The 19,087-nt window shown below is 53.7% G+C and carries 18 protein-coding genes and 3 pseudogenes; 11 read left to right on the top strand and 10 right to left on the bottom strand.

Translation table 11 applies throughout. The features are described from left to right. The first annotated feature begins 14 nt into the window (after positions 1–14). The 3 genes from ACR3EJ_RS19665 (at position 15) to ACR3EJ_RS19655 (ending at position 4,053) form a co-directional block, all read left to right on the top strand. Entirely contained in the window at positions 15–470 is a 456-nt protein-coding gene (locus ACR3EJ_RS19665) for a SapC family protein (protein ID WP_480423396.1), read from the top strand. A gap of 156 nt (positions 471–626) precedes the next feature. Continuing rightward, positions 627–2,759 carry a type I secretion system permease/ATPase gene (locus ACR3EJ_RS19660; protein ID WP_170544150.1) on the top strand — a complete coding sequence of 711 codons (2,133 nt, stop codon included), beginning with the start codon at positions 627–629 and terminating at the stop codon, positions 2,757–2,759. Continuing rightward, complete coding sequence (locus ACR3EJ_RS19655) at positions 2,743–4,053, top strand: HlyD family type I secretion periplasmic adaptor subunit (RefSeq protein WP_480423393.1); 1,311 nt, start codon at positions 2,743–2,745, stop codon at positions 4,051–4,053. The genes ACR3EJ_RS19660 and ACR3EJ_RS19655 overlap by 17 nt, the downstream gene beginning before the upstream one ends. Before the next feature lie 71 nt (positions 4,054–4,124). On the opposite strand, the pseudogene ACR3EJ_RS19650 reads toward ACR3EJ_RS19655, so the two are convergent. The 4 genes and pseudogenes from ACR3EJ_RS19650 to aspT form a co-directional block, all read right to left on the bottom strand. Next, positions 4,125–4,820 (bottom strand): annotated as a pseudogene (locus ACR3EJ_RS19650) (response regulator transcription factor); the annotation flags it as partial. Beyond that, the gene (locus tag ACR3EJ_RS19645) at positions 4,821–6,722 is read right to left on the bottom strand and encodes a PAS-domain containing protein (protein WP_170544144.1); all 1,902 of its coding nucleotides are present in this window, start codon (positions 6,720–6,722) and stop codon (positions 4,821–4,823) included. A 55-nt stretch (positions 6,723–6,777) separates the two neighbouring features. Then, a complete protein-coding gene (locus ACR3EJ_RS19640) occupies positions 6,778–8,394 on the bottom strand; it encodes a bifunctional aspartate transaminase/aspartate 4-decarboxylase (protein ID WP_170544142.1) in 1,617 nt (538 codons plus the stop codon). A gap of 18 nt (positions 8,395–8,412) precedes the next feature. Then, positions 8,413–10,101 (bottom strand): aspartate-alanine antiporter, encoded by a 1,689-nt coding sequence (aspT, locus tag ACR3EJ_RS19635; protein ID WP_170544139.1) that lies wholly within the window; start codon positions 10,099–10,101, stop codon positions 8,413–8,415. Positions 10,102–10,497: 396 nt separating this feature from the next. Between aspT and ACR3EJ_RS19630 the strand changes: the two are divergent. From ACR3EJ_RS19630 to ACR3EJ_RS19605, 6 genes and pseudogenes are all read left to right on the top strand, one after another. Further along, positions 10,498–11,620 (top strand): annotated as a pseudogene (locus ACR3EJ_RS19630) (ABC transporter permease). 1 nt (position 11,621) lies between these two features. Continuing rightward, positions 11,622–12,435: pseudogene (locus ACR3EJ_RS19625) on the top strand (ABC transporter ATP-binding protein). 5 nt (positions 12,436–12,440) lie between these two features. Further along, a complete protein-coding gene (locus ACR3EJ_RS19620) occupies positions 12,441–13,196 on the top strand; it encodes an MlaD family protein (protein ID WP_480423391.1) in 756 nt (251 codons plus the stop codon). 100 nt (positions 13,197–13,296) lie between these two features. After that, on the top strand, positions 13,297–13,755 hold the full coding sequence (locus tag ACR3EJ_RS19615) for a hypothetical protein (RefSeq protein WP_480423389.1): 459 nt from the start codon (positions 13,297–13,299) through the stop codon (positions 13,753–13,755). Then, positions 13,752–14,267, top strand: a complete 516-nt coding sequence (locus ACR3EJ_RS19610) for an ABC-type transport auxiliary lipoprotein family protein (RefSeq protein WP_480423388.1) — start codon at positions 13,752–13,754, stop codon at positions 14,265–14,267. The genes ACR3EJ_RS19615 and ACR3EJ_RS19610 overlap by 4 nt, the downstream gene beginning before the upstream one ends. Then, positions 14,267–14,407: a hypothetical protein gene (locus ACR3EJ_RS19605; RefSeq protein WP_480423386.1), complete on the top strand. Its 141-nt coding sequence runs from the start codon at positions 14,267–14,269 to the stop codon at positions 14,405–14,407. The genes ACR3EJ_RS19610 and ACR3EJ_RS19605 overlap by 1 nt, the downstream gene beginning before the upstream one ends. Positions 14,408–14,413: 6 nt before the next feature. Here the strand turns inward: ACR3EJ_RS19605 and ACR3EJ_RS19600 are convergent, their stop codons facing one another. Next, on the bottom strand, positions 14,414–15,223 hold the full coding sequence (locus tag ACR3EJ_RS19600; protein ID WP_480423384.1) for a glutamate synthase-related protein: 810 nt from the start codon (positions 15,221–15,223) through the stop codon (positions 14,414–14,416). A gap of 526 nt (positions 15,224–15,749) precedes the next feature. Further along, entirely contained in the window at positions 15,750–15,986 is a 237-nt protein-coding gene (locus tag ACR3EJ_RS19595) for a hypothetical protein (RefSeq protein WP_480423382.1), read from the bottom strand. Between the two features lie 377 nt (positions 15,987–16,363). On the opposite strand from ACR3EJ_RS19595, the gene ACR3EJ_RS19590 reads away from it, so the two are divergent. Together ACR3EJ_RS19590 and ACR3EJ_RS19585 are read left to right on the top strand one after the other, a co-directional pair. Continuing rightward, positions 16,364–16,603 (top strand): hypothetical protein, encoded by a 240-nt coding sequence (locus ACR3EJ_RS19590; RefSeq protein ID WP_480423380.1) that lies wholly within the window; start codon positions 16,364–16,366, stop codon positions 16,601–16,603. Beyond that, positions 16,600–16,941 carry a fluoride efflux transporter FluC gene (locus ACR3EJ_RS19585; protein WP_480423379.1) on the top strand — a complete coding sequence of 114 codons (342 nt, stop codon included), beginning with the start codon at positions 16,600–16,602 and terminating at the stop codon, positions 16,939–16,941. The genes ACR3EJ_RS19590 and ACR3EJ_RS19585 overlap by 4 nt, the downstream gene beginning before the upstream one ends. A 107-nt stretch (positions 16,942–17,048) precedes the next feature. Here the strand turns inward: ACR3EJ_RS19585 and ACR3EJ_RS19580 are convergent, their stop codons facing one another. The 4 genes from ACR3EJ_RS19580 to ACR3EJ_RS19565 all read right to left on the bottom strand — a co-directional run. Then, positions 17,049–17,375 (bottom strand): cytochrome o ubiquinol oxidase subunit IV, encoded by a 327-nt coding sequence (locus ACR3EJ_RS19580; protein ID WP_170475091.1) that lies wholly within the window; start codon positions 17,373–17,375, stop codon positions 17,049–17,051. Next, on the bottom strand, positions 17,368–17,997 hold the full coding sequence (locus ACR3EJ_RS19575; RefSeq protein ID WP_480423377.1) for a cytochrome c oxidase subunit 3: 630 nt from the start codon (positions 17,995–17,997) through the stop codon (positions 17,368–17,370). Before ACR3EJ_RS19575 ends, ACR3EJ_RS19580 begins: the two co-directional genes overlap by 8 nt. Then, entirely contained in the window at positions 17,994–18,554 is a 561-nt protein-coding gene (locus tag ACR3EJ_RS19570) for a hypothetical protein (protein WP_480423375.1), read from the bottom strand. The genes ACR3EJ_RS19575 and ACR3EJ_RS19570 overlap by 4 nt, the downstream gene beginning before the upstream one ends. After that, a partial coding sequence (locus ACR3EJ_RS19565) for a cbb3-type cytochrome c oxidase subunit I (protein WP_480423373.1) occupies positions 18,551–19,087 on the bottom strand: 537 nt, incomplete at its 5' end. The genes ACR3EJ_RS19570 and ACR3EJ_RS19565, both read right to left, overlap by 4 nt.

The following is a 19,087-nucleotide window of genomic DNA, read 5'->3' as shown; positions in this document are numbered from 1 at the left end:
ATGAAAACTCTGGATTGTTGACGCGCGATCCACAAGATAATCCATTTTTTACCGATCAAAATAAACTGACTCAGGACCTCCAGGACGTGTTGCAGTTTTTGCAACATCGTGAAGCCGCAGCAATCACAACCCACCGCCTTTGCACATTGCTTGCAGAAATGGAGCTTTTCATTCCCCTTCAGGATTTTGAAGGGATCGCTCTGCCCCCAGCATGTTGGGGCATCGATAGAAAAAAACTAAATCGCGTTCCGGATGTTTTCAATCTGACGCTGATAAAAAATGATGCATTTGAACTTATCCACGCTCATCAGATTTCGTTGTCGCAATGTGCATGGCTAGCACAAGCGCAGAGAGGCTCAGAATACAATCATTCGTCTTCGAGCGACACTCTAAACGGGTTCTTAACCGCGATGGCCAATGATGTAGCCCATGATCACACAAACGCAGAGCCGATCAATGAGATGGGCTAACTATCTATCAAATCTACCGTTTCTGGCGACCGTGCTTTTTTCTACTCAGAAAACAGCGCCAAACCTAAATTGTGAAAAGCGGGTAACAACTGCGAGCCGATCCGTAAATTCGAATGATCCGGTGATCGTCAAATTAAACTATTGGGATAGGCTCACATGAAAGTTACCCATGGTTCTTTAACACCGCTAGAATCTTGCTTGTTAAATGTAGCAGCCACGCTCGAACGCACTTTGACAATTTCGACACTGTCTGCCGCACGGTCGGGTGAGGCGGATGATCTAACCGTTCGCGACGCGATAACCTTGGCGCAAAATGCCGGAATGCAGGTTGGTTTTGGAGCACAAAAAATCAACGCATTTGACGCAACACTGGCGCCAGCGATCCTGTTGTTGAATGATGATCGTGCCGTCGTATATCATGGCCGCTCGCAATCGGGTGATCTCTTACTCTTTGATCCAGCGTTAGGCGATGGCGTCGGAGAAATTTCTGAGGGAGACTTTCAGGAAGCATATACAGGCTATGCCTTACTTTTTCGACGGTCGCACGATGACGAGGTCGGAACCTCTGACGCGAGGCACGAAGGGCACTGGTTCTGGTCCGCGCTCGCGGTGAATCGCTGGTCCTACTTTCAGGTCGCGTTGGCGGCTGCGATGGCGAATATTCTGGGGCTGACGACTTCAGTTTTCATAATGATTGTCTACGACCGGGTGTTGCCGAACGAAGCAACGGAGTCTCTCTTAGCTCTGACTTTTGGCGTGTGCTTGGCTTTGATATTCGACTTTGCGCTTAAGCTCTTGCGCGCCGGTTTCATTGACCGCGCCGGACAACAAGCCGACAAGTTCATGGGGCGGCGCATCTTCGACCAGATGCTGAATATCCGCATGACCGCACGGCCAGGTTCAGTCGGTGAAATGGCCAGCACGATAAGAGAATTCGAAACCCTGCGTGAGTTCTTTACTTCGGCCACTTTGGTTGCAGTTGTGGACTTGCCGTTCATCGCCGTCTTTATCCTTACCATCTACCTCGTCGGGGGGCCATTGGCGCTGGTTCCAGCACTTGCCGTACCGGTTGTTTTGCTGAGCGGGTTGGCCGTCCAACCAATGTTGTCACGGCTGGCGGAAAACAGCTTTGCCGATGGACAGTCAAAACAATCTGTGCTGGTCGAGACAGCAACTGGTCTTGAGACGATCAAGACCACAGCAGCAGGTCGGAAAATGCGAACACGCTGGGAGAATGCAATCGCGCGCCAGTCGGAGCATGGGGCGCGTAGTCGCGCCATTACCCAATTCGCACTGAACCTGACTGGGCTTACTCAACAAGCCGCGCAAGTGTTGATTGTGTTCTACGGCGTATTTCTTATTGCAGATGGCCAAACCAGCATGGGAGCGCTTGTAGCATCAGTTATGCTGACTGGACGGGCTTTGGCGCCATTGGGCCAGTTGGCTCAGACACTTACGCGCATCAATCATGCGCGTAGTGCTTTTTGCAATCTCGATAAGCTTATGCAGGCAGATAACGAACGGCCGCAGGGCCGGTCATGGGTGAGCCGACCCGAGATTTCCGGGCGCATCGCGTTTAATAATGTCCATTTTACTTACCCCGAGCAAACAGACGATACGCTAAAGGGTGTTTCCTTCACCATCGAACCGGGTGAAAAGGTAGCGATCCTTGGCCAAATTGGATCGGGCAAGAGTACGATTGCGCGATTGCTGCTGGGTTTATATCAGCCGCGCGTGGGATCTGTAATGCTCGATGGGCTGGACATCCGCCAAATCGATCTCGGAGAATTGCGTCACAACGTTGGCTCGATCCTGCAAGATATTTGGCTGTTCTCTGGTTCAATCAGGGACAATATTGCCAGCGGTATGATACGTCCGCGCGATAGCGATGTAATCCGCGCGGGCCAGGTAGCGGGGGTTGAGGATTTCACCGCCAAGCACCCGCGCGGTTACGACCAACAAATCGCCGAACGTGGTGAAGGCCTGTCAGGCGGTCAGAGACAATCAGTTGCTCTGGCTCGGGCGCTCATCGGCCGCCCCCCGGTGTTGGTGTTGGATGAACCGACAAGTGCCATGGATATCAAATCCGAGGCGGAGACAATCAAAAGGTTAAAATCTGCAACGCAACACACCACGATGGTGATCGTGACACATCGTACAAGTTTGTTGGAACTGGTGGACCGCGTCATCGTGATTGAGGATGGCAAGGTCGGCATGGATGGACCCAAGGGCGTTCTTGCGCAACATGTTCGCAATCCCGGGAGGCATCTGAATGTTGCGGCATCCTGAATTCAAACAGCTCGCGCGCGAAATGCAGGGGCAGGCACCGCTCCGGGGATCCGTGTTACTGTTCCTGATTGTGGGATGCATCATCACCGCGGTTGCGTGGGCAAATTTTACAGAGTTGGACGATGTTGTACGCGCCGACGGCCGCATAGTACCCTCCGGAGACATTCAGGTTATTGAAGCCACCGAGCCGGGGGTTCTGCAATCTCTGCATGCATATGAAGGGCAGCTGGTCGAAGCCGGAGCGTTGTTGATGGAACTCGACAGTAACCAGATTGAACGTGAGTTAATTCAGGAACAACAACGCGCATATGCTTTAATGGCGCGTGCCCAGCGACTGCAGGCGGAAATAGACGGGAGTGATCTGCAGTTTGGCGAACCCTTGTTGAGCGAAGCTCAAAGCGTCGTACGATCAGAAACAGCGCTGTATCGGGGGAGGCAAGCTGAACTTGCCTCCGAGATTGCAATTCTGACGAGACAACACGAGCAAAGACAGCGCGAGTACGAGGAGGGTTTGGTGGATCAGATTACAACAATGGAAACATTGAATGTTCTGGCTGAAGAGCGCGCAATGATGGAGCCTCTGGTTGAGCAACGCATGGAACCTGTAACTACATTGCTTGCATTGCGTCGGAGTGAGGCAGAATGGACTGGCCGAAAGACCAGGGCTGAGGCGGTGATAAGCCGCCTTAAGGCCGGTCTTAACGAAATAGATGAAAAAGTAAGCGCAACGCGCAGCAGATTTCGCAGCACTGCACTTACGGATTTGGCATTGGTTACGGCTGAGCTGTCGGCGTTGCAACCTGCCCTGCCCTCGCTACGTGACCGGGTGTCGCGCGCGCAGATTCGTGCTCCGGTTCGAGGCATCGTAAATCGCATCCACAGTACGACAATCGGAGGTCTGGCGCGCAGCGGTGAAGAATTGATCGAAATCGTCCCATTGGACGACGGATTGTTGGTGGAAGCTTACATTCGCCCCGATGACATCGCATTTTTGCATGCAGGACAACAGGTTAAAATAAAGATTACGGCCTACGATTATTCTCGATACGGCAGTTTAGACGGTGAGATCATTCGCATTGGAGCTGACGCAGTAACGCGTACTGAACGGAGTGAAGAAGAGGTCTTCGCAGTTGAAATTCAGACCTTGGACACCATGCTAGACGGATCTGGTATGGCGGTCGAGATCATACCCGGAATGATCGCGGAAGTTGATATCCTTGCGGGCCGAAAAACGGTGCTGGATTACCTGATCCAACCGGTATTGAAGATCAAGGACCGGGCCCTTCGCGAATGAGCTCGTCTCAAGAAATGCTGGCTCATTCGTCGTGGCGGTAAATTGACAATTGTTTGAAAGGGATGCTCATCGTAAGCAACGTCGCCTAGAAAGATGTACCCTGCCCCGTAGATAGTTTTGATCAGGCGCGGATTTTTGGGGTCCTCTCCCAATTTTGTCCGCAACCGTGAGATACGTACATCCATCGCCCTATCAAAGCTGTCACCAGCGCCACCACCTAAAATCTCTTGCATACGGGCCCGACTGATAAGGCGTTTGGGACTTTCGAGGAAGAGGCGCAGAACCTCACCTTCGGCGTGGCTGAATGGTGTTTCCGCACCATTTTCATCAATCAGAACATATCGGTCAAAATGCGCGGTCCATCCGTTGAATTCGGCGGCATCTGAGTTTTGCACAGCAGGACCAGTAGACCGCAAGCGGGCGCGAACACGCGCAATGACCTCTGCGGGGTCGAAAGGTTTGGTTATGTAGTCGTCCGCCCCAAGTTCGAGCCCTGTCACTCGATCCTGCACCTGTGCCCGGCCAGAGATGATAATGACAGCGGCCCCCTGCTCGAGCGCAAGGCGATGTACCAGTGCCAGTCCATCAGTATCAGGGAGCGACAAATCCACAAGGCAGACATCTGGCGTGACCCGCTTCAACGACGCTTCGAATTCACGCGCGCGCGCAAAGCTTTGGGTTCGAAAACCCGCATCTTCGAGAGCGCCTGTCAAAATGTGCCGTATTTCAGGTTCATCATCAAGAATGGTCACCAATGGTTGCGTCATCTATGCGGCCTCGATACGGATCAAAGCGGAAAGCTGCTCTGGTGTGAAAGGTTTGCTCAGGACAGGCGCGCGTTTCAGCGCTTGATGATGCAACGGATCGGAAATCGGTAGGGATGTCATCAGGATGCAAGGCAAAGCACCACTCAGATGGTCGACGATATCGATACCGGTGCCTTGACCCTCAAGCCGGATGTCTGATAGCACCAGCGTGATATCTTCAATATCGGACGTCAAAGTAAGTGCTTCTTCAACCGAGCTCGCTTCGATGACGGAACAGCCCAATCCAATCAGAATTTCCCGAAATTGGCTGCGTAATTCATCGTTGTCCTCAACCAAAAGTACAAGACCCGCCTGAGAGGGCGCCGCTGGTCGGAAAGGCAGGCGAATTACAACCGATGCACCAGAAGGCGTGTTCCGTAAATTCAGATCGCCCCCGGCGAGCTTTACGGTGTCATAAACCATCGGAAGCCCCAGCCCCGATCCATCGCTGCCTTTGGTGGTAAAGAACGGATTTAATGCTTGCTCCAGCGCTTCCGGAGTAAAGCCTGAACCCGTGTCCGAGACCGTAATTTCGATCCAAATGGTTCCGATCGCATGCACACTGATGGTAATTTGACCGGACGTACCACAGGCGTCTCGGGCATTCAGCACGAGATTTAGTAGAGCATCCTGCACCATACCTGGATCAAGCATCAACGGCTTGTTGGGCAGAGTATTTACGACTGACAGTCCCATTCCGCGCGGTAAGGAAGGTGTGGCCAGAATGCGCAAGTCCTCGAGTAGCCCGCGCATATCCGTCGCCTGTGGTTGGGGTGTGCGATTGCCAGTCATGTCTGCGATGCGGTTCAACAATTGCCCGCCTCGCCGTGCGGTCTGTTGCGTGGCGGCGATCAGTTGGTCTGCTTCTTCAGGCAAATCCATCTTCTCCAGACGCGCCTGCATGCCAAGTATTATGGTCAATAAATTCGAAAAATCGTGCGCGAGCCCACTTGTCATTTGCGCCGCCATCGCTCTGCGTCGCGTTTGCTGAAGGGCGACACGAGCTTGTGTCTCTTCGGTAATATCGACCGACATGACATAAACACCACCAGCTTTGTCTGGCGTGAAGGACACGCGAATGCGGCGCGAATCCTGATCCTCGGTAAACTCAAAAACCGAAGGTTGGCCGCCATACGCCTGTTCCAGATGCGGTTTTACCCGATCATAGGCCGATTGCCCCAAGGCCTTTGATATGTGAAGGCCTAGAATGTCAGACGGGCGGCCGGGCATAACCGAACTGAGGCGGCGGTTTGAGTAGTCGTATCGTCCATCAGTATCCAGATGCGCGATATGAGCCGGCATCATCTCGGTTGTCATCCGCGTGCGCGCCTCGATCTCGGTCAGTTGACGCTTGGCTTCTTCCAAAGCGGTAATAGTTGCTGCAAGTTTGCGGTTGGTTGCGGAAAGCTCTTCGGCGTGTCCTAAAAGTTGGCCGGACAGTTCTTCTGAGCGGGTTCGCAGCAATTCTTCGACCTGTTTGGTGCGCGTAATGTCTGTGTAAACAGCCACCCAACCACCATTCGGCAAGGGCGCACCTTCGACCGAGATCACTTGGCCATTGGGTCGAGTACGCTCCATGTAGTGTGGCTCGAACGCCAAGGCCTGAGCGACACGGGTCTCAACCATTTCGGCGACATCACCGTCCGGGCCGTACTCGCCACGGCTGGCGAGAAAGTGAATGGTGTCGTGGAACAATGCACCCGGTTCGACAAGTTCATCCGGCAATCCGAACATTTCCTGAAATCTCAAATTGCTGACTACAAGGCGCAACTGACTGTCATAGATCGACAGCGCTTGCCCGATCAGGTTCAGGCCAGCCGTTGTCATCGCCTTAATGCGTTGTTCAGATATCTCCAAATTCATCCTCCCCTGCGCCTATGGGTAACACCAGTTCAGGCACAGGTGTAGGGAATTTGATCTAGCCATGCAGCGGCAAATTGTTCGCGGCGCGGTAGGCCTGCACGTAGCCCCGCGCAACCGATCGAACAGCTGTTCCGATCTGCGAATAGGCTTCATCCGGCAGGTTGGCGAAGGAAACGCGGGCCGACCATCCGGGTGCATCAAATCCGCTGCCGTTTAGCAAAACGATGCCATAGTCTTCGGCCAGCTTGAACGCGATATCCAACGGGTGAACATTCTGTTTAATCCATGCCACGACATCTTCGCCGACATATTTTCGCAGCCAGTATTCAAAATCGATGATGCCGTAATATGCGTCGTAGTGCGCACTTGCCTGCACCTCGATCCCCATCGCTTCGGTCAGGAGTTTAAAACGGCGATGAACCAGTTCCATGCAGGCGGTCTGATAGATTTTCTTGCTATCGACCAATTCGCACAGCGAAAACAGAGTCATCATAACCTGCTGCGGCAGTGATAGACCCGCCGTGTGGTTTAGAGCGACATCGCGACTATCGGCCACTAACCGGTCAATAAAGCGGATATCCCGTGGCGTCAGGCTGAGTGTGCCATAGCGCTTGTCCAAGGCCTGTTTGATCTCGTCCGGATGATCCGCCAGTTTCAGATCGAAGATATTGTCTTGCGCTACGGCAATCACACCAAGCCGCCAGCCGGTGCAGCCAAAATACTTCGAATAGGAATATACTCCGATCGTATTGCGCGGCAGATGGCCCATGACCGAGGTAAAATCATGCACAAAGGTGCCGTAGACATCATCTGTCAGCACGATCAAGTCAGGACGGTGATTTTCCACTAAATCCGACAACTTGCGCAACGAAGCGGTGCTGAGCGCAACTGAAGACGGATTACCGGGATTGACCAGAAAGAACGCCTTTACTTTGGGATCTTTCAACTTTTCCACAGCGTCGTTGGTCAGTTGGAACCCGTCTTCCTCGTCGGTCTCCACATGGACAGATTCAAGGCTGTAATCCTCCAGCTCTGGCATTTCCAGATAGGGGGTGAATATCGGTGTGCATAACGCAATGGTATCGCCGGGGTTCAGCAGCCGATTGGCTTTCAGAGACTTGAAGATGTAGCACATCGCCGCCGTGCCGCCTTCGACTGCGAACAGATCGAACTGAGCGTCAGGCCGGTGGCCTCGGCACATGGACCACATCAAGTACTCATGGGCGATGGCGGAATTGTGTCTTAGAATGCGGTCGGGGACTGGATAGTTGTCACCGATGATCGAATCCGTAAGCTCATGCACAAACTCATCCGCATCGAAATCAAATGCGGAAATGGCATGCACCACGACCTCAAGCAGCGTGTCGACGCCCGGTGTTTCAGAATGATCAGACGCCCAACTCTGCAGCCGTTGATGGCAGCCTTTTTGCGCAGGCATTCCGCCTAAACCAGCAGGATGGTCCATCACGCGTTTGGATTCAGTTATTGCAAATTGACCAAGGGCAAAGAACGCCTCGCGCGGGCGGGTGGCGACCCAGTTGGGATTCCCGCGCCCTGCGTTCAAAAAGGCGCTGTTGGCCTTACGTGCCTCGGCCGAAGCCAGCTTGATCAGCTCATCCTTGATCTGAAACGGGCTGAGCGCTTCGTAATCGTGCAGCGTTACTCTATCCATAACGATAACCTTTCCAAATCAACTTAGGACTAAAACGACGACCATCCCGAAGATGGTCAGCAATGTGTTCCCGATCGCATACGGCATTCCGTAGCCAAGCGCCGGGATGCGACTTTGCGCGGCTTCCTGGATCATACCCAGTGCGGCAGTGGTGGTGCGTGCGCCTGCGCAGGCACCAAACAGAATAGCCGGGTGGAATTTGAACACGTAATGCCCGACATAGACCGCAAAGATCATCGGCAGCGAAGTCGCGACGATCCCCCACAGCAACAAAGCGATACCAGCCTGTTGCAGCCCCGCGACAAATCCCGGCCCTGCGGTGATCCCTATCACCGCGATAAACACGTTCAGACCCAGAGTGTTCATCAACCAAAGCGCCGGACCCGGGATGCGCCCGAAAGTCGGATGGACCGTGCGCAGCCAGCCCAGCACCAGCCCAGCCAGCAGCGCGCCTCCGGTAGTGGAAAGGCTGATCGGGAAACCACCCATCATGACTGACAGAGTTCCGATGACACCGCCGATGAAAATTCCCCAGCCTACAAAGGCCAGATCCGTGGTGTCGACCGGGCGGTCCGCATAACCGATCTGGGCAACTGCGGCCTCGACATGCCGCTTACTGCCCTGAATTGTGACGATGTCACCGCGGTGCACGACTGTCCCGGGTAACAGCGGCAAGTCCTGCATGTTACGCATCAGTTTCGAGACGTAAATGCACCGCGCGATCGACAGTTTGCTTAGCTGTTCCAGCGTTTTGTTATGCACCTCTTTACTGGTGATCAGAACATCCAGCTTTTCCGATGGGATGCTCAGCAGATCAGGCGCATCAGCTTCTGTGAGGTTGGACTCAAGCAGCCCCACCAGATCAGCGCGGCGGCCTGAAAACATCACGACATCTCCGACCTGCAATACGGTGTTATCGTCCACCTCAATGATCTTCCCATCGCGTCTAAGGCGTTCGGCATAGATGCGGATACCGGGCATCAGATCTTTGACCGGTTGCCCCAGCAGATCGCTACCTTCTGGGATCTGGAAAGCCCGCGCTTCAATCGCGCGATAGGCTGAGACGATGCCATCACCGGTTTCCACCGACGCTGTGCCACCTAGCTTTGCTTCATACTCCTTGCAGGCCGCGACCAGATCGACGCCGATCAGGCGCGGGCCGATCTTGGCCAAAATGATGGCCGACCCGATTGTGCCGTAGATGTAGGTCACCGCATAGGCGATCGGAATCTGGTTGGCATAGGTCTTGGCCTGTTCCGCAGACAGGCCCAGCTGACCGATCTGGTCAGTGGCAACCCCAATCGCCGCCGAAATCGTCTGCGATCCGGCATAAAGCCCCGCTGCATAACCAAGCTCTAGCCCCGCCACCTTGGCTGCGATGATCGGGATAACAAGGCAAAGCGCAAGTACGCTGAGCGCAAAGAGCACCTCGCGCGCGCCGTCTGCCTTCAAACCGCGAATGAACTGCGGTCCGACACCGTAGCCCACGGCAAATATAAACATAATGAAGAATGTCGATTTAACGGCCGAGTCGATGTCAATCTGGGCTTGACCAATCACCACAGCCGCCAGCAACGTTGCGGTGACTGTGCCCAGGCTGAATCCCATCACCTTCCACGGGCCGACTAAGAAACCGATACCGATCGACAAAAATACCGCCAGCTCAGGATAATTCTGTAGAATATTCACCAACCAATTGACCATCATCCACCTCTCAGTTCGTGCGCAAAAGGCATGTGGTGCAAGCGGCGGTGGCGAGGCAGAAATGCGCCCTACAAGCTAATCTATTTGCCGACCAAGCTGCCCATTCGACAAACTCAACCACAATTTGAAATTTCCAGCACACGATACCTCAAGAAGGATACTTGTCCATAATTATCTGAATATTAACCTGTTTTGCTCCCGCACGCCTATCAATACCTTTCGAGGTTTGCCCGGCAGATTCTTGGTATTCAAATGACAGGTTTCGACCAGTTGCACTGTTTCTTTAGCAATCTTCGCCCCGAATTTCACTGTCGCACACTCGCCATGCGTGAGGGTAAAATCTTAGCTTATTTGAACAAATCCATTGCAGGCCCCAAGTGTTTGCCATCACATACGGCTATGACACGGCCGACGATAAATTCTGAGACGAGCGCAACCGGCGTTTGCATACGGATATCGGGGGACTTGCGCACGCAATTGTTGGATCGTGTTGAAGGGGATTTTGCGGCTCTTACGCCCAACGGGCAAGATGCTACGATAGACATGTCACAAGTCGAGTCTTTGGATACCGGAGGGGCATGGCTTGTTGCCAACCTCGTACGACGGATGAGTTCCAATGGGACCCAGGTTCGGCTTGAAGGGGTGGCCCCAGCGCATTCTTCGTTGATCGAGACGGTATCGCACAACATACCCGATGCGGCCGGAGAGGAGCTGCCGCCGCAGGGTTTTGTGAACTGGGTTGCTCGGGTCGGTCAAAAGACTTTTGGTGCCTGGCAAGACACGTTGTCGATCGTCGGCTTCCTGGGCCTTACCCTGCATCGCTTGGTTCGAACTTTGATCATGCCCTGGCGGTTGCGGCGTGCTGCATTGTTCTCGCAGATGGAGCAGGTCGGCTTCAAAGCTCTGCCGATCGTTTCCTTGATGGGCTTTTTGATTGGGGTTGTCTTAGCGTTCCAGGGCGCGACTCAGTTAAAACAGTTTGGGGCCGAGATCTTTGTAGTGGAGCTGATCTCAATCTCTATCCTGCGAGAGCTGGGTATCCTGCTAACCGCTATTATAGTCGCAGGCCGTTCTGGATCGGCCTTTACCGCCTCAATCGGCTCCATGAAGGTGCAGGAAGAAATTGATGCGATGCGGACACTCGGGCTTGACCCGATCGAAGTTCTCGTCATCCCGCGTGTCGTAGCCTTGCTTATCATGCTGCCAATCCCGGATTTGTGGCCGACATGGCAGGTTTAATCGGTGGCGCTTTGATGAGTTGGATCGACCTTGAGTGAGCCCCGGCATGTTCCTGACCCGGTTGAAGGAAAATACTGGGGTGGCACAACTTGCCGTTGGAATGATCAAAGCTCCTTTCTTCGCGTTGGTGATCGGAGTTATTGCCTGCTGGCAAGCCATGCAGGTCAAAGGCTCATCCGAAAGTGTTGGTCAGCGGACGACAGCCTCGGTCGTGCAATCGATCTTCATGGTAATTGCGATAGACGCGCTGTTCTCGATCTTTTTCTCAGAAATGGGGATATGAGATGGATGGGGCCGCGCTGCAAAACAAAACCCAATCCGATACGAAACGTGAAGCCGTTATTCGTGTGCGCCATCTGACCAATCAGTTTGGAGATCAAGTGGTCCATGACAATCTTGATCTGGATGTCTGGCGTGGTGAAGTTCTGGGTGTTGTCGGTGGCTCGGGCACCGGTAAGTCGGTGCTATTGCGCACGATCGTTGGGTTGAACAAGCCTAAGTCGGGCAGCATCGAAGTTCTGGGTGTTGATGTCCTGAACGGCCCCGAAGAAGAGCGTCAGCGCATCGAAAAAAGCTGGGGTGTCGCCTTTCAGGACGGAGCGCTGTTTTCCTCGCTGACCGTGCTGCAAAACGTGATGGCGCCTCTGCGTGAACATACCGGCATAAGTGAAAACTGATGGCCGCGCTTGGGGGCTTAAGATCAGTCTGGTCGGACTACCTCAGCTAAGTTGCAGCAAGTTCCCCTCGGAACTGTCCGGGGGTATGCGAAAACGCGCCGCGTTGGCCCGCGCCCTGTCGTTGGATCCCGAAATCGTGTTTCTGGACGAACCAACCGCTGGGTTGGACCCGATCGGGGCTGCCGCTTATGATGAATTGATTGGTGAACTTCAGCACGCGCTAGGTCTGACTGTGTTCATGGTGACGCATGATCTGGACAGTTTATACGCCATTTGTGACCGCATCGCTGTACTTGCGGAAAAGCGTGTGCTGGTTGAAGGTCCGATAGAAGAGATGACCAAGGTCGACCATCCTTGGGTTCAGGAATATTTCACAGGCCCCCGCGCCCGTGCGGCACAACAGAAGGGGCAGGACAGGTAGAGGCGATGGAGACCCGAGCGAATTATATCCTGATTGGTGCGTTCACCTTGGCAGGCATTCTTGGCGCCTTCGGGTTCTTCCTATGGCTCGCCAAATTCGAAGTAACCCGTCAATACGCTTACTATGATGTTTTGTTTGACAATGTTTCGGGCCTGTCTGCCGCTGGTGGCGTGAACTATAACGGCTTGCCGGTGGGACAGGTAATTTCCCTGGATCTGGACAAAGATGACCCCTCGAAAGTAAGGGTTAGACTTGAGATTGATGCAGGCATCCCCGTCACCAAGGAAACCATCGCGCAATTGCAGTCTCTGGGCGTCACCGGCGTGGCATATGTTGAGTTGTCCGGTGGATCACCAACCGCACAGAAATTGCCTCAGAACAGCGTCATCACAAGTAAGCGCAGCTCGATCCAGTCCTTACTGGAAGGCGCACCAGAGGTTCTGGAAAAGGCGGTCACCCTGCTGGAGAACCTCAATTCCGTTGTAGATGAGAGCAATCGCAAGGCGGTGTCGGATATCCTGAACAATCTGGCGGAAGCGTCGGGCAAACTGGATAAAACACTGACGGATTTCCAGTCGCTTTCGTCCGATCTGGGCGGTGCCGCCAAAGATGTTGGCGAATTCACCAAGAGATTGGATACGTTGGCGAACACGGCCGAAACAACGTTGAGTACAGGAACCGATACGCTCAAGAGCATCAAAGAGACGTCAGAAACTGCCAAAGCAACTCGAGACTGCAAACACCGCCATTGCCAGCGCTGAAAACGTAATTCAGGAGGAGATTCGACCATTTATCGAGCGGGGTTCAATCCTTGCCGAAAGGCTGACCCGACTGTCAGATGAGGGCAGCCTGACACTTGGCGTGATAGGTGAAACTGTTCTGAACGCAAACACGACCCTTGAATCGGTTACATCCACGATGAACTCGGCCAAAGGGGCGCTAGACTCGGCCGAGCGGGCATTCGACTCGGCCAATCGCGTGATGGACGAGGATATCTCTCCGGTCGCAGCCGATGTAAGTAAGGCCGCCAATCAAGTCGCGGAAACCGTTTCGAACATCACCGAAAAAATCGACGAAATATCAGACGACATCCTGAGCGCTTCTAAATCGGCGTCAGATCTGTTGGGCACGATCGATGGTGTCGTTCAGGATAACCGCCGTCAGGTCTCGGATTTCTTGCGCGTTGGCTTGCCTCAGTTTATCCGCTTCATCGAGGAATCGCAGCGTCTGGTGATTAGTCTCGACCGACTGGTCGACAAGGTCGAACGCGACCCCGCCCGCTTTTTGTTAGGCACCCAAGCATCGGAGTTTCGTCAATGATACGGCCCTTAACACTGTCTCTGATATTGGCCGCAATGACGGGTTGCACTGGCCTAGGAACGCTGCGGCAAGCCTCAAAGCCCAACGATCTCTATTTGCTAACCCCAAAGAGCACGTTCTCGTCTTCGCTGCCGCGCATACAGAAACAGATCGTTGTTGAGGAACCCACAGCGACGGCAGCGGTAAACACCGATCAGATCGCCGTTCAGCCAACTTTGCTGCAAGTTCAATACCTGCCTCGGGCCCGTTGGGTGGATCGCGCGCCATTGATCGTTCAGGCGCTGATGGTCGAAAGCTATGAAAACTCCGGCAAGGTTGCGGCCGTGGGGCGATCGACGGTTGGCCTGCGGGCTGATTATGTGATTGCACCCGATTTGCGCGAGTTTCAGGGCATAGTCGTCAGCGAAACCGGAGACTCAAAACGGTGCGCGTGGAAGTTCGCATCAACATCAAAATCATCGATGAGTACGAGGACAAGATTATCGCCTCCAGCTCGTTCAGGGAAAACGTAATGGCCACGACTGATCAGACCCCTGATCTAGTCGAAGCATTTGATGTGGCCTTGGGCCGGACCATGCGGGATGCGGTTGAATGGAGTATCCGCAAAATTAATACTCACGTGCAGAACAACCCACGATCAAGCCCAAGCTAGGGGTTGTCAGAACTGGCTGGCCGAAGCTGCCTGCCAGTCCGCAGCATATTCCCGCGGCACGGTTTTGCCCAGCAATGCGTCTTCTTCCAGAAAGCTGTAAAGCTCAGCGTAAGATCGTTCTCCCTCATCTGCCATGCGACGGAGGATATCGCTGGGTCGCAATTCAGAAACCTTGGCTTTGCCCATAGCACCCAAGATCTCGCGGAAGCTTTCCAATGTCGCGTCATGGAACCGGTGCACACGCTGACGTTTCTGCGGCACGTTTACCGCTCGGCCCCGGATCGGATCCTGCGTCGCCACGCCCGAAGGGCACCGATTGGTATTGCAATGCAGTGCTTGAATGCACCCAACGGCAAACATCATCGCCCGCGCCGCGTTGCACATATCAGCACCCAAGGCCATTTTCTCGACCATGTCGAAACCCGTCGCAACCTTGCCCGAGCAAATCACGCGCACCTTGTCGCGCACTCCAATCCCACGCAGGCAATTGTTTACAAAGATCAACCCTTCGTTCAGGGGCATCCCCAGACGGTTGGTAAATTCAACCGGCGCCGCGCCGGTCCCTCCTTCCGCACCATCAACGGTAATAAAATCGGGCAGTATGCCGGTTTCCAACATGGCTTTACAGATCGCCATGAATTCCGAAGGTTGGCCGATGCACAGTTTGAAGCCAATCGGCTTACCGCCAGACATTTCCCGCAGATGCTGAACAAACTGCATCAACCCTGTCGGCCCATCGAACGCCGAGTGTATCGGGGGTGAAATTACATCCTGATGCACAGGAACACCTCGGATTTCCGCGATTTCCTCGTCCACCTTTGCGGCCGGCAATACCCTCCATGAGACGGTTTTGCCCCTTGTGAAAGCTTAATCTCGATTGCCTTCACCACATCCTTTTGGCTTTTTCGGCGAATTTGTCTTTGTCGAACCCCCATCGGCGGTGCGACATCCAAAATACCCTGTTCCGATTTGCCAGATGATGTCGCCACCTCAGCCAGATGGTGCGGGATAGCCCTCCTTCGCCGGTATTATGTGCAAACCCGCCATCCTTAGCACCACCGTTCAGTGCCGGATCGCATTTGCACTGAGTGCACCAAAGCTCATCGCTGAAACATTCAGGCGCGAAGCGTTATAGGGTTTGTCGCATTGAGGCCCGCCAAGCATAATCCGCTCCTCACTTTCATCGACATGTTTTGGCGAAAGCGAGTGATTTGAACGATGATAACCGACACTCAGTATGTCGTACTGGGTCCCAAATGCCTGTGTATCCACCTGCCCTTTGGCGCGGGAATAGACCAGACTGCGGATAATCCGATTGAATGGTCGGCCACTTTCGTTGGTTTCACAAAATACTGCCGGATTTCGGGGCTGACAAATTCCAGCATATAGCGGAAGTGGCCGAGAACGGATAGTTATTCAATACGTTATGCTTGGTCGTCAGCATATCGTACATTCCTACAATCGCGTACGAGATCAGAATGACCAACAGCCAACTCGCAGGGGACCAGAAATACCCCAACAATAGGGTAAGTGGCAGGACCACAAAGCTGAGCACATAATATAGTCTGCGAACAATCATCCCTGACCTCCTGGCGTAAAGAGCTGTGTATCCTCGGCTGGATCGTGGGCCCGAAGCCCGGCAGATGTTTTTAAACGTGAACCAGATTCAACTGAATTTGCAAGACCTTGCTAATCGGTCGTTAGTAACGGTTGAGTTAGCAAGGGCAGTTGATCGGTCCATTCGCAATCTATATGCGGGATAAGACACAGGTAAGAGCGGGATCAATCTAAGTGTCACAAACTGCACCTGCCCTCAGGCGTAGTGCCCAGATGTACGCAGCCGTCTTTGTTGGTGGCGCTGCGGGTCGCTGCTGCGCGAACTGTTCACGGTGCCGATACCCGGGGCTCCATTCCTGACAGAGACGTTCGGTATTAACATTATGGCCTGCTTCATCCTTGGCTGGCTTTATTCTATCCGCCACAAAGTTCATGCACATGTGCTGCACTTGGGTGCTGTTGGTTTTGTGGCGGCCTTTCTACTTTTCTTCATTTGTAGCCGAGTTGGAGCGTTTGGCCGAAACCACCGGTTGGTACGTCATCACCGCCTTCGGGGCAGAAATCGCAATTGGCTTAACCGTAGCGGCTTTGGGTGAAGCGTTGGGTCGAAAGTATTTGCCTTGGAGGCATCCAGAATGAACGACCTGCATCTGCACGTCATGTTTGCGCTGGGAGGAGGAGCAGGTGCCGTACTGCGCCACTGGTTGACGCTTCAGGTGACCCACGATCTGCCTTACGCTACACTGATTGTGAATGTGGCAGGCAGCCTGTTGCTTGGTCTCTGGGTTGGTTATCTCGGCGGGGAAATCGAAATGAGCGAGCAACAGAACCGATTGGTATTTGGCTTCTGCGGTGGCTTCACAACGTTTTCCAGCTTTGCTTACCAGTCACTGCAGTTGAACCGTGAAAGAACCTTCGCATTCGCAGCTGGCAACATTATTCTCAGTCTGGTTTATGCTGGATCGCGCTTTGGTTAGGATTGGTCCTGATGGCCTGACCAATCGAGTTACCGGTTATGGAACCAATGATAGTGGTGCGAAGAACCATTCCTAATGCGGCTACAAGCGGGTCAGGGCTTGGCGGATCACATCATCTGCATGTGCATCCGAATGGCCAAATTACCTAGAATCCAGACCGTCCCGCCGATGATAATCAATAAGACCAGCGTTGAGAAAAGGATCAGGTCCAGATCCTCTCGGCTGCTGCGCCGCCTGTCGATATGAAGAAAGTACACCAACTGCACAACCAACTGTGCCAAGCCCAGTAGGCCGATGCTAAGATAGACCCCTTTGGTTTCAATCCCGTATCGGTGAGCGATTAAGAAGACCGCCAGCGTCAGCAGAAGAGACCCACCATATCCGATAACATATCGGCGACGCTCTCGCTTGTGCAGGTCAGCGCGTCTATCCATAGGTCAGCCCTCCGAAATACACAATTGTGATGATGCCGACCCAGATCAGATCAAGGAAGTGCCAGAACAATGCCAGTCGCACCATACGGGACATCAACAAGTCAGTTAGTCCGAACATTCTTAGCTGAATGCCCAAGACGATCAGCCACAGACACCCCGATGCGACATGCAGACCGTGCAGTGGCACAAGGCCAGAAAGCCGACAAAAATCCACTGCGCTGAGGGATACCGCCCCAGCCGCCATGTTCAGAAAATCACGGATCTCCAGAACCAGAAAGCTAAGCCCAAGCATCAGTGTTACCCCAAACCACAGAACGATCCGCGCCCGCGGCAAGTTGTATTTCAACGCCAGCATCGCCAGCCCTACGGTCAGACTGCTGGTCAACAATATCAGGGTTTGAGCAAAGATGCTTTTCAGATCAAACAATTCATGTGGTCCGGGCCCACCGGACTGTGCATCAATCATCGTGATGTAGATCGCGAACATCAGGCCGAAATAGACCAGATCGCTCATAAGAAAGACCCAGAAGCCAAAAGTGACAACCTCGGTGGCTTTGTGGGCGCTCGCATGGCCTTCGCCAAGGTTGATGCCCGGATAGCTTTGCGTGGGTGCGCGCCTCATGTCACGGCCTCCATATCCGGGCGTGCGAGACCGCGATTTTCTGGGGCAATTTCATAATCGCGATCCACTGCTGCAGTGCTATGGACAAGGTCCAGCCAAGCTTCATGGTCTTTGCGGACCTCTTCGGCAGGAATGATGATTTCGGTGCTGGTATCAAAGCTCCAGATGATAATTCGCTGATAGTAATCGTCATCAGAGCGCCAGCCACCAAATCCACCAAACCAGTGCGAACATCCAGACACCGCTGAGAACGCAGAGGATGAACCCGATGCCGGTATTGCGCGGCATCTCGATATCTTCATAGGCTTCAGGTTTTGGATAAGCTGCAGCACGCCTTTGGCGGCGGCAAAGTTGTCGCGGTCGGTGATCTCCGGGATGATGGCAAAGTTGTAGGGCGGTGGCGGAGACGGGATAGACCATTCCAGTGTACGCCCATCCCACGGATCACCTATCGGAGCACGGGTTTGTTCACGATTGCGGATACTGACCCAAAGTTGAATGAGGATCGAGAACAACCCGCAGGTGATGACCAATGCACCAACTACGGCAATGATCATGGGTGAAAGCTCGGGTCCTCCCAACTGTAGGACCGGCGCGGCATTCCCATCAAACCAACAAAGTAAAGCGGCATAAAAGTCAGCAAGAAACCCACGGTCCAGCAGACGACCGAGACGCGTCCCCAGAATTCGTTGAGACGAAAACCGAAGGCTTTCGGGAACCAGTAATTATAGCCTGCGAGCAGCGCAAACAGTACCCCGGGCAAGAGGACGTTGTGGAAATGCGCCACAAGGAACAACGTGTTGTGGACCTGATAGTCAATCGTCGGATTGGCCAGGATTACCCCGCTAAGGCCACCAATCACGAACAGCATCAAAAAGGCCAGACCATAGAGCATCGGAACGGAAAACCGTATCCGCCCGCGATAGAGCGTGGCCATCCAGTCATAGACTTTCACGCCGGTTGGGATCGCGATCAGCATAGTCGCAATGCCGAATACCGCGTTGATCAGCGCGCTGGCCCATGGTGAAGAAATGATGCAGCCATACTGTGAAAGACAATACTGCAATCGACATGGTGGCAATGACCAGCG

It is taken from the genome of Ruegeria sp. AB11, from assembly GCF_056536325.1.
Note: the sequence above shows the minus strand (reverse complement) of the source record. Positions and strands in the feature narration are given on the sequence as shown.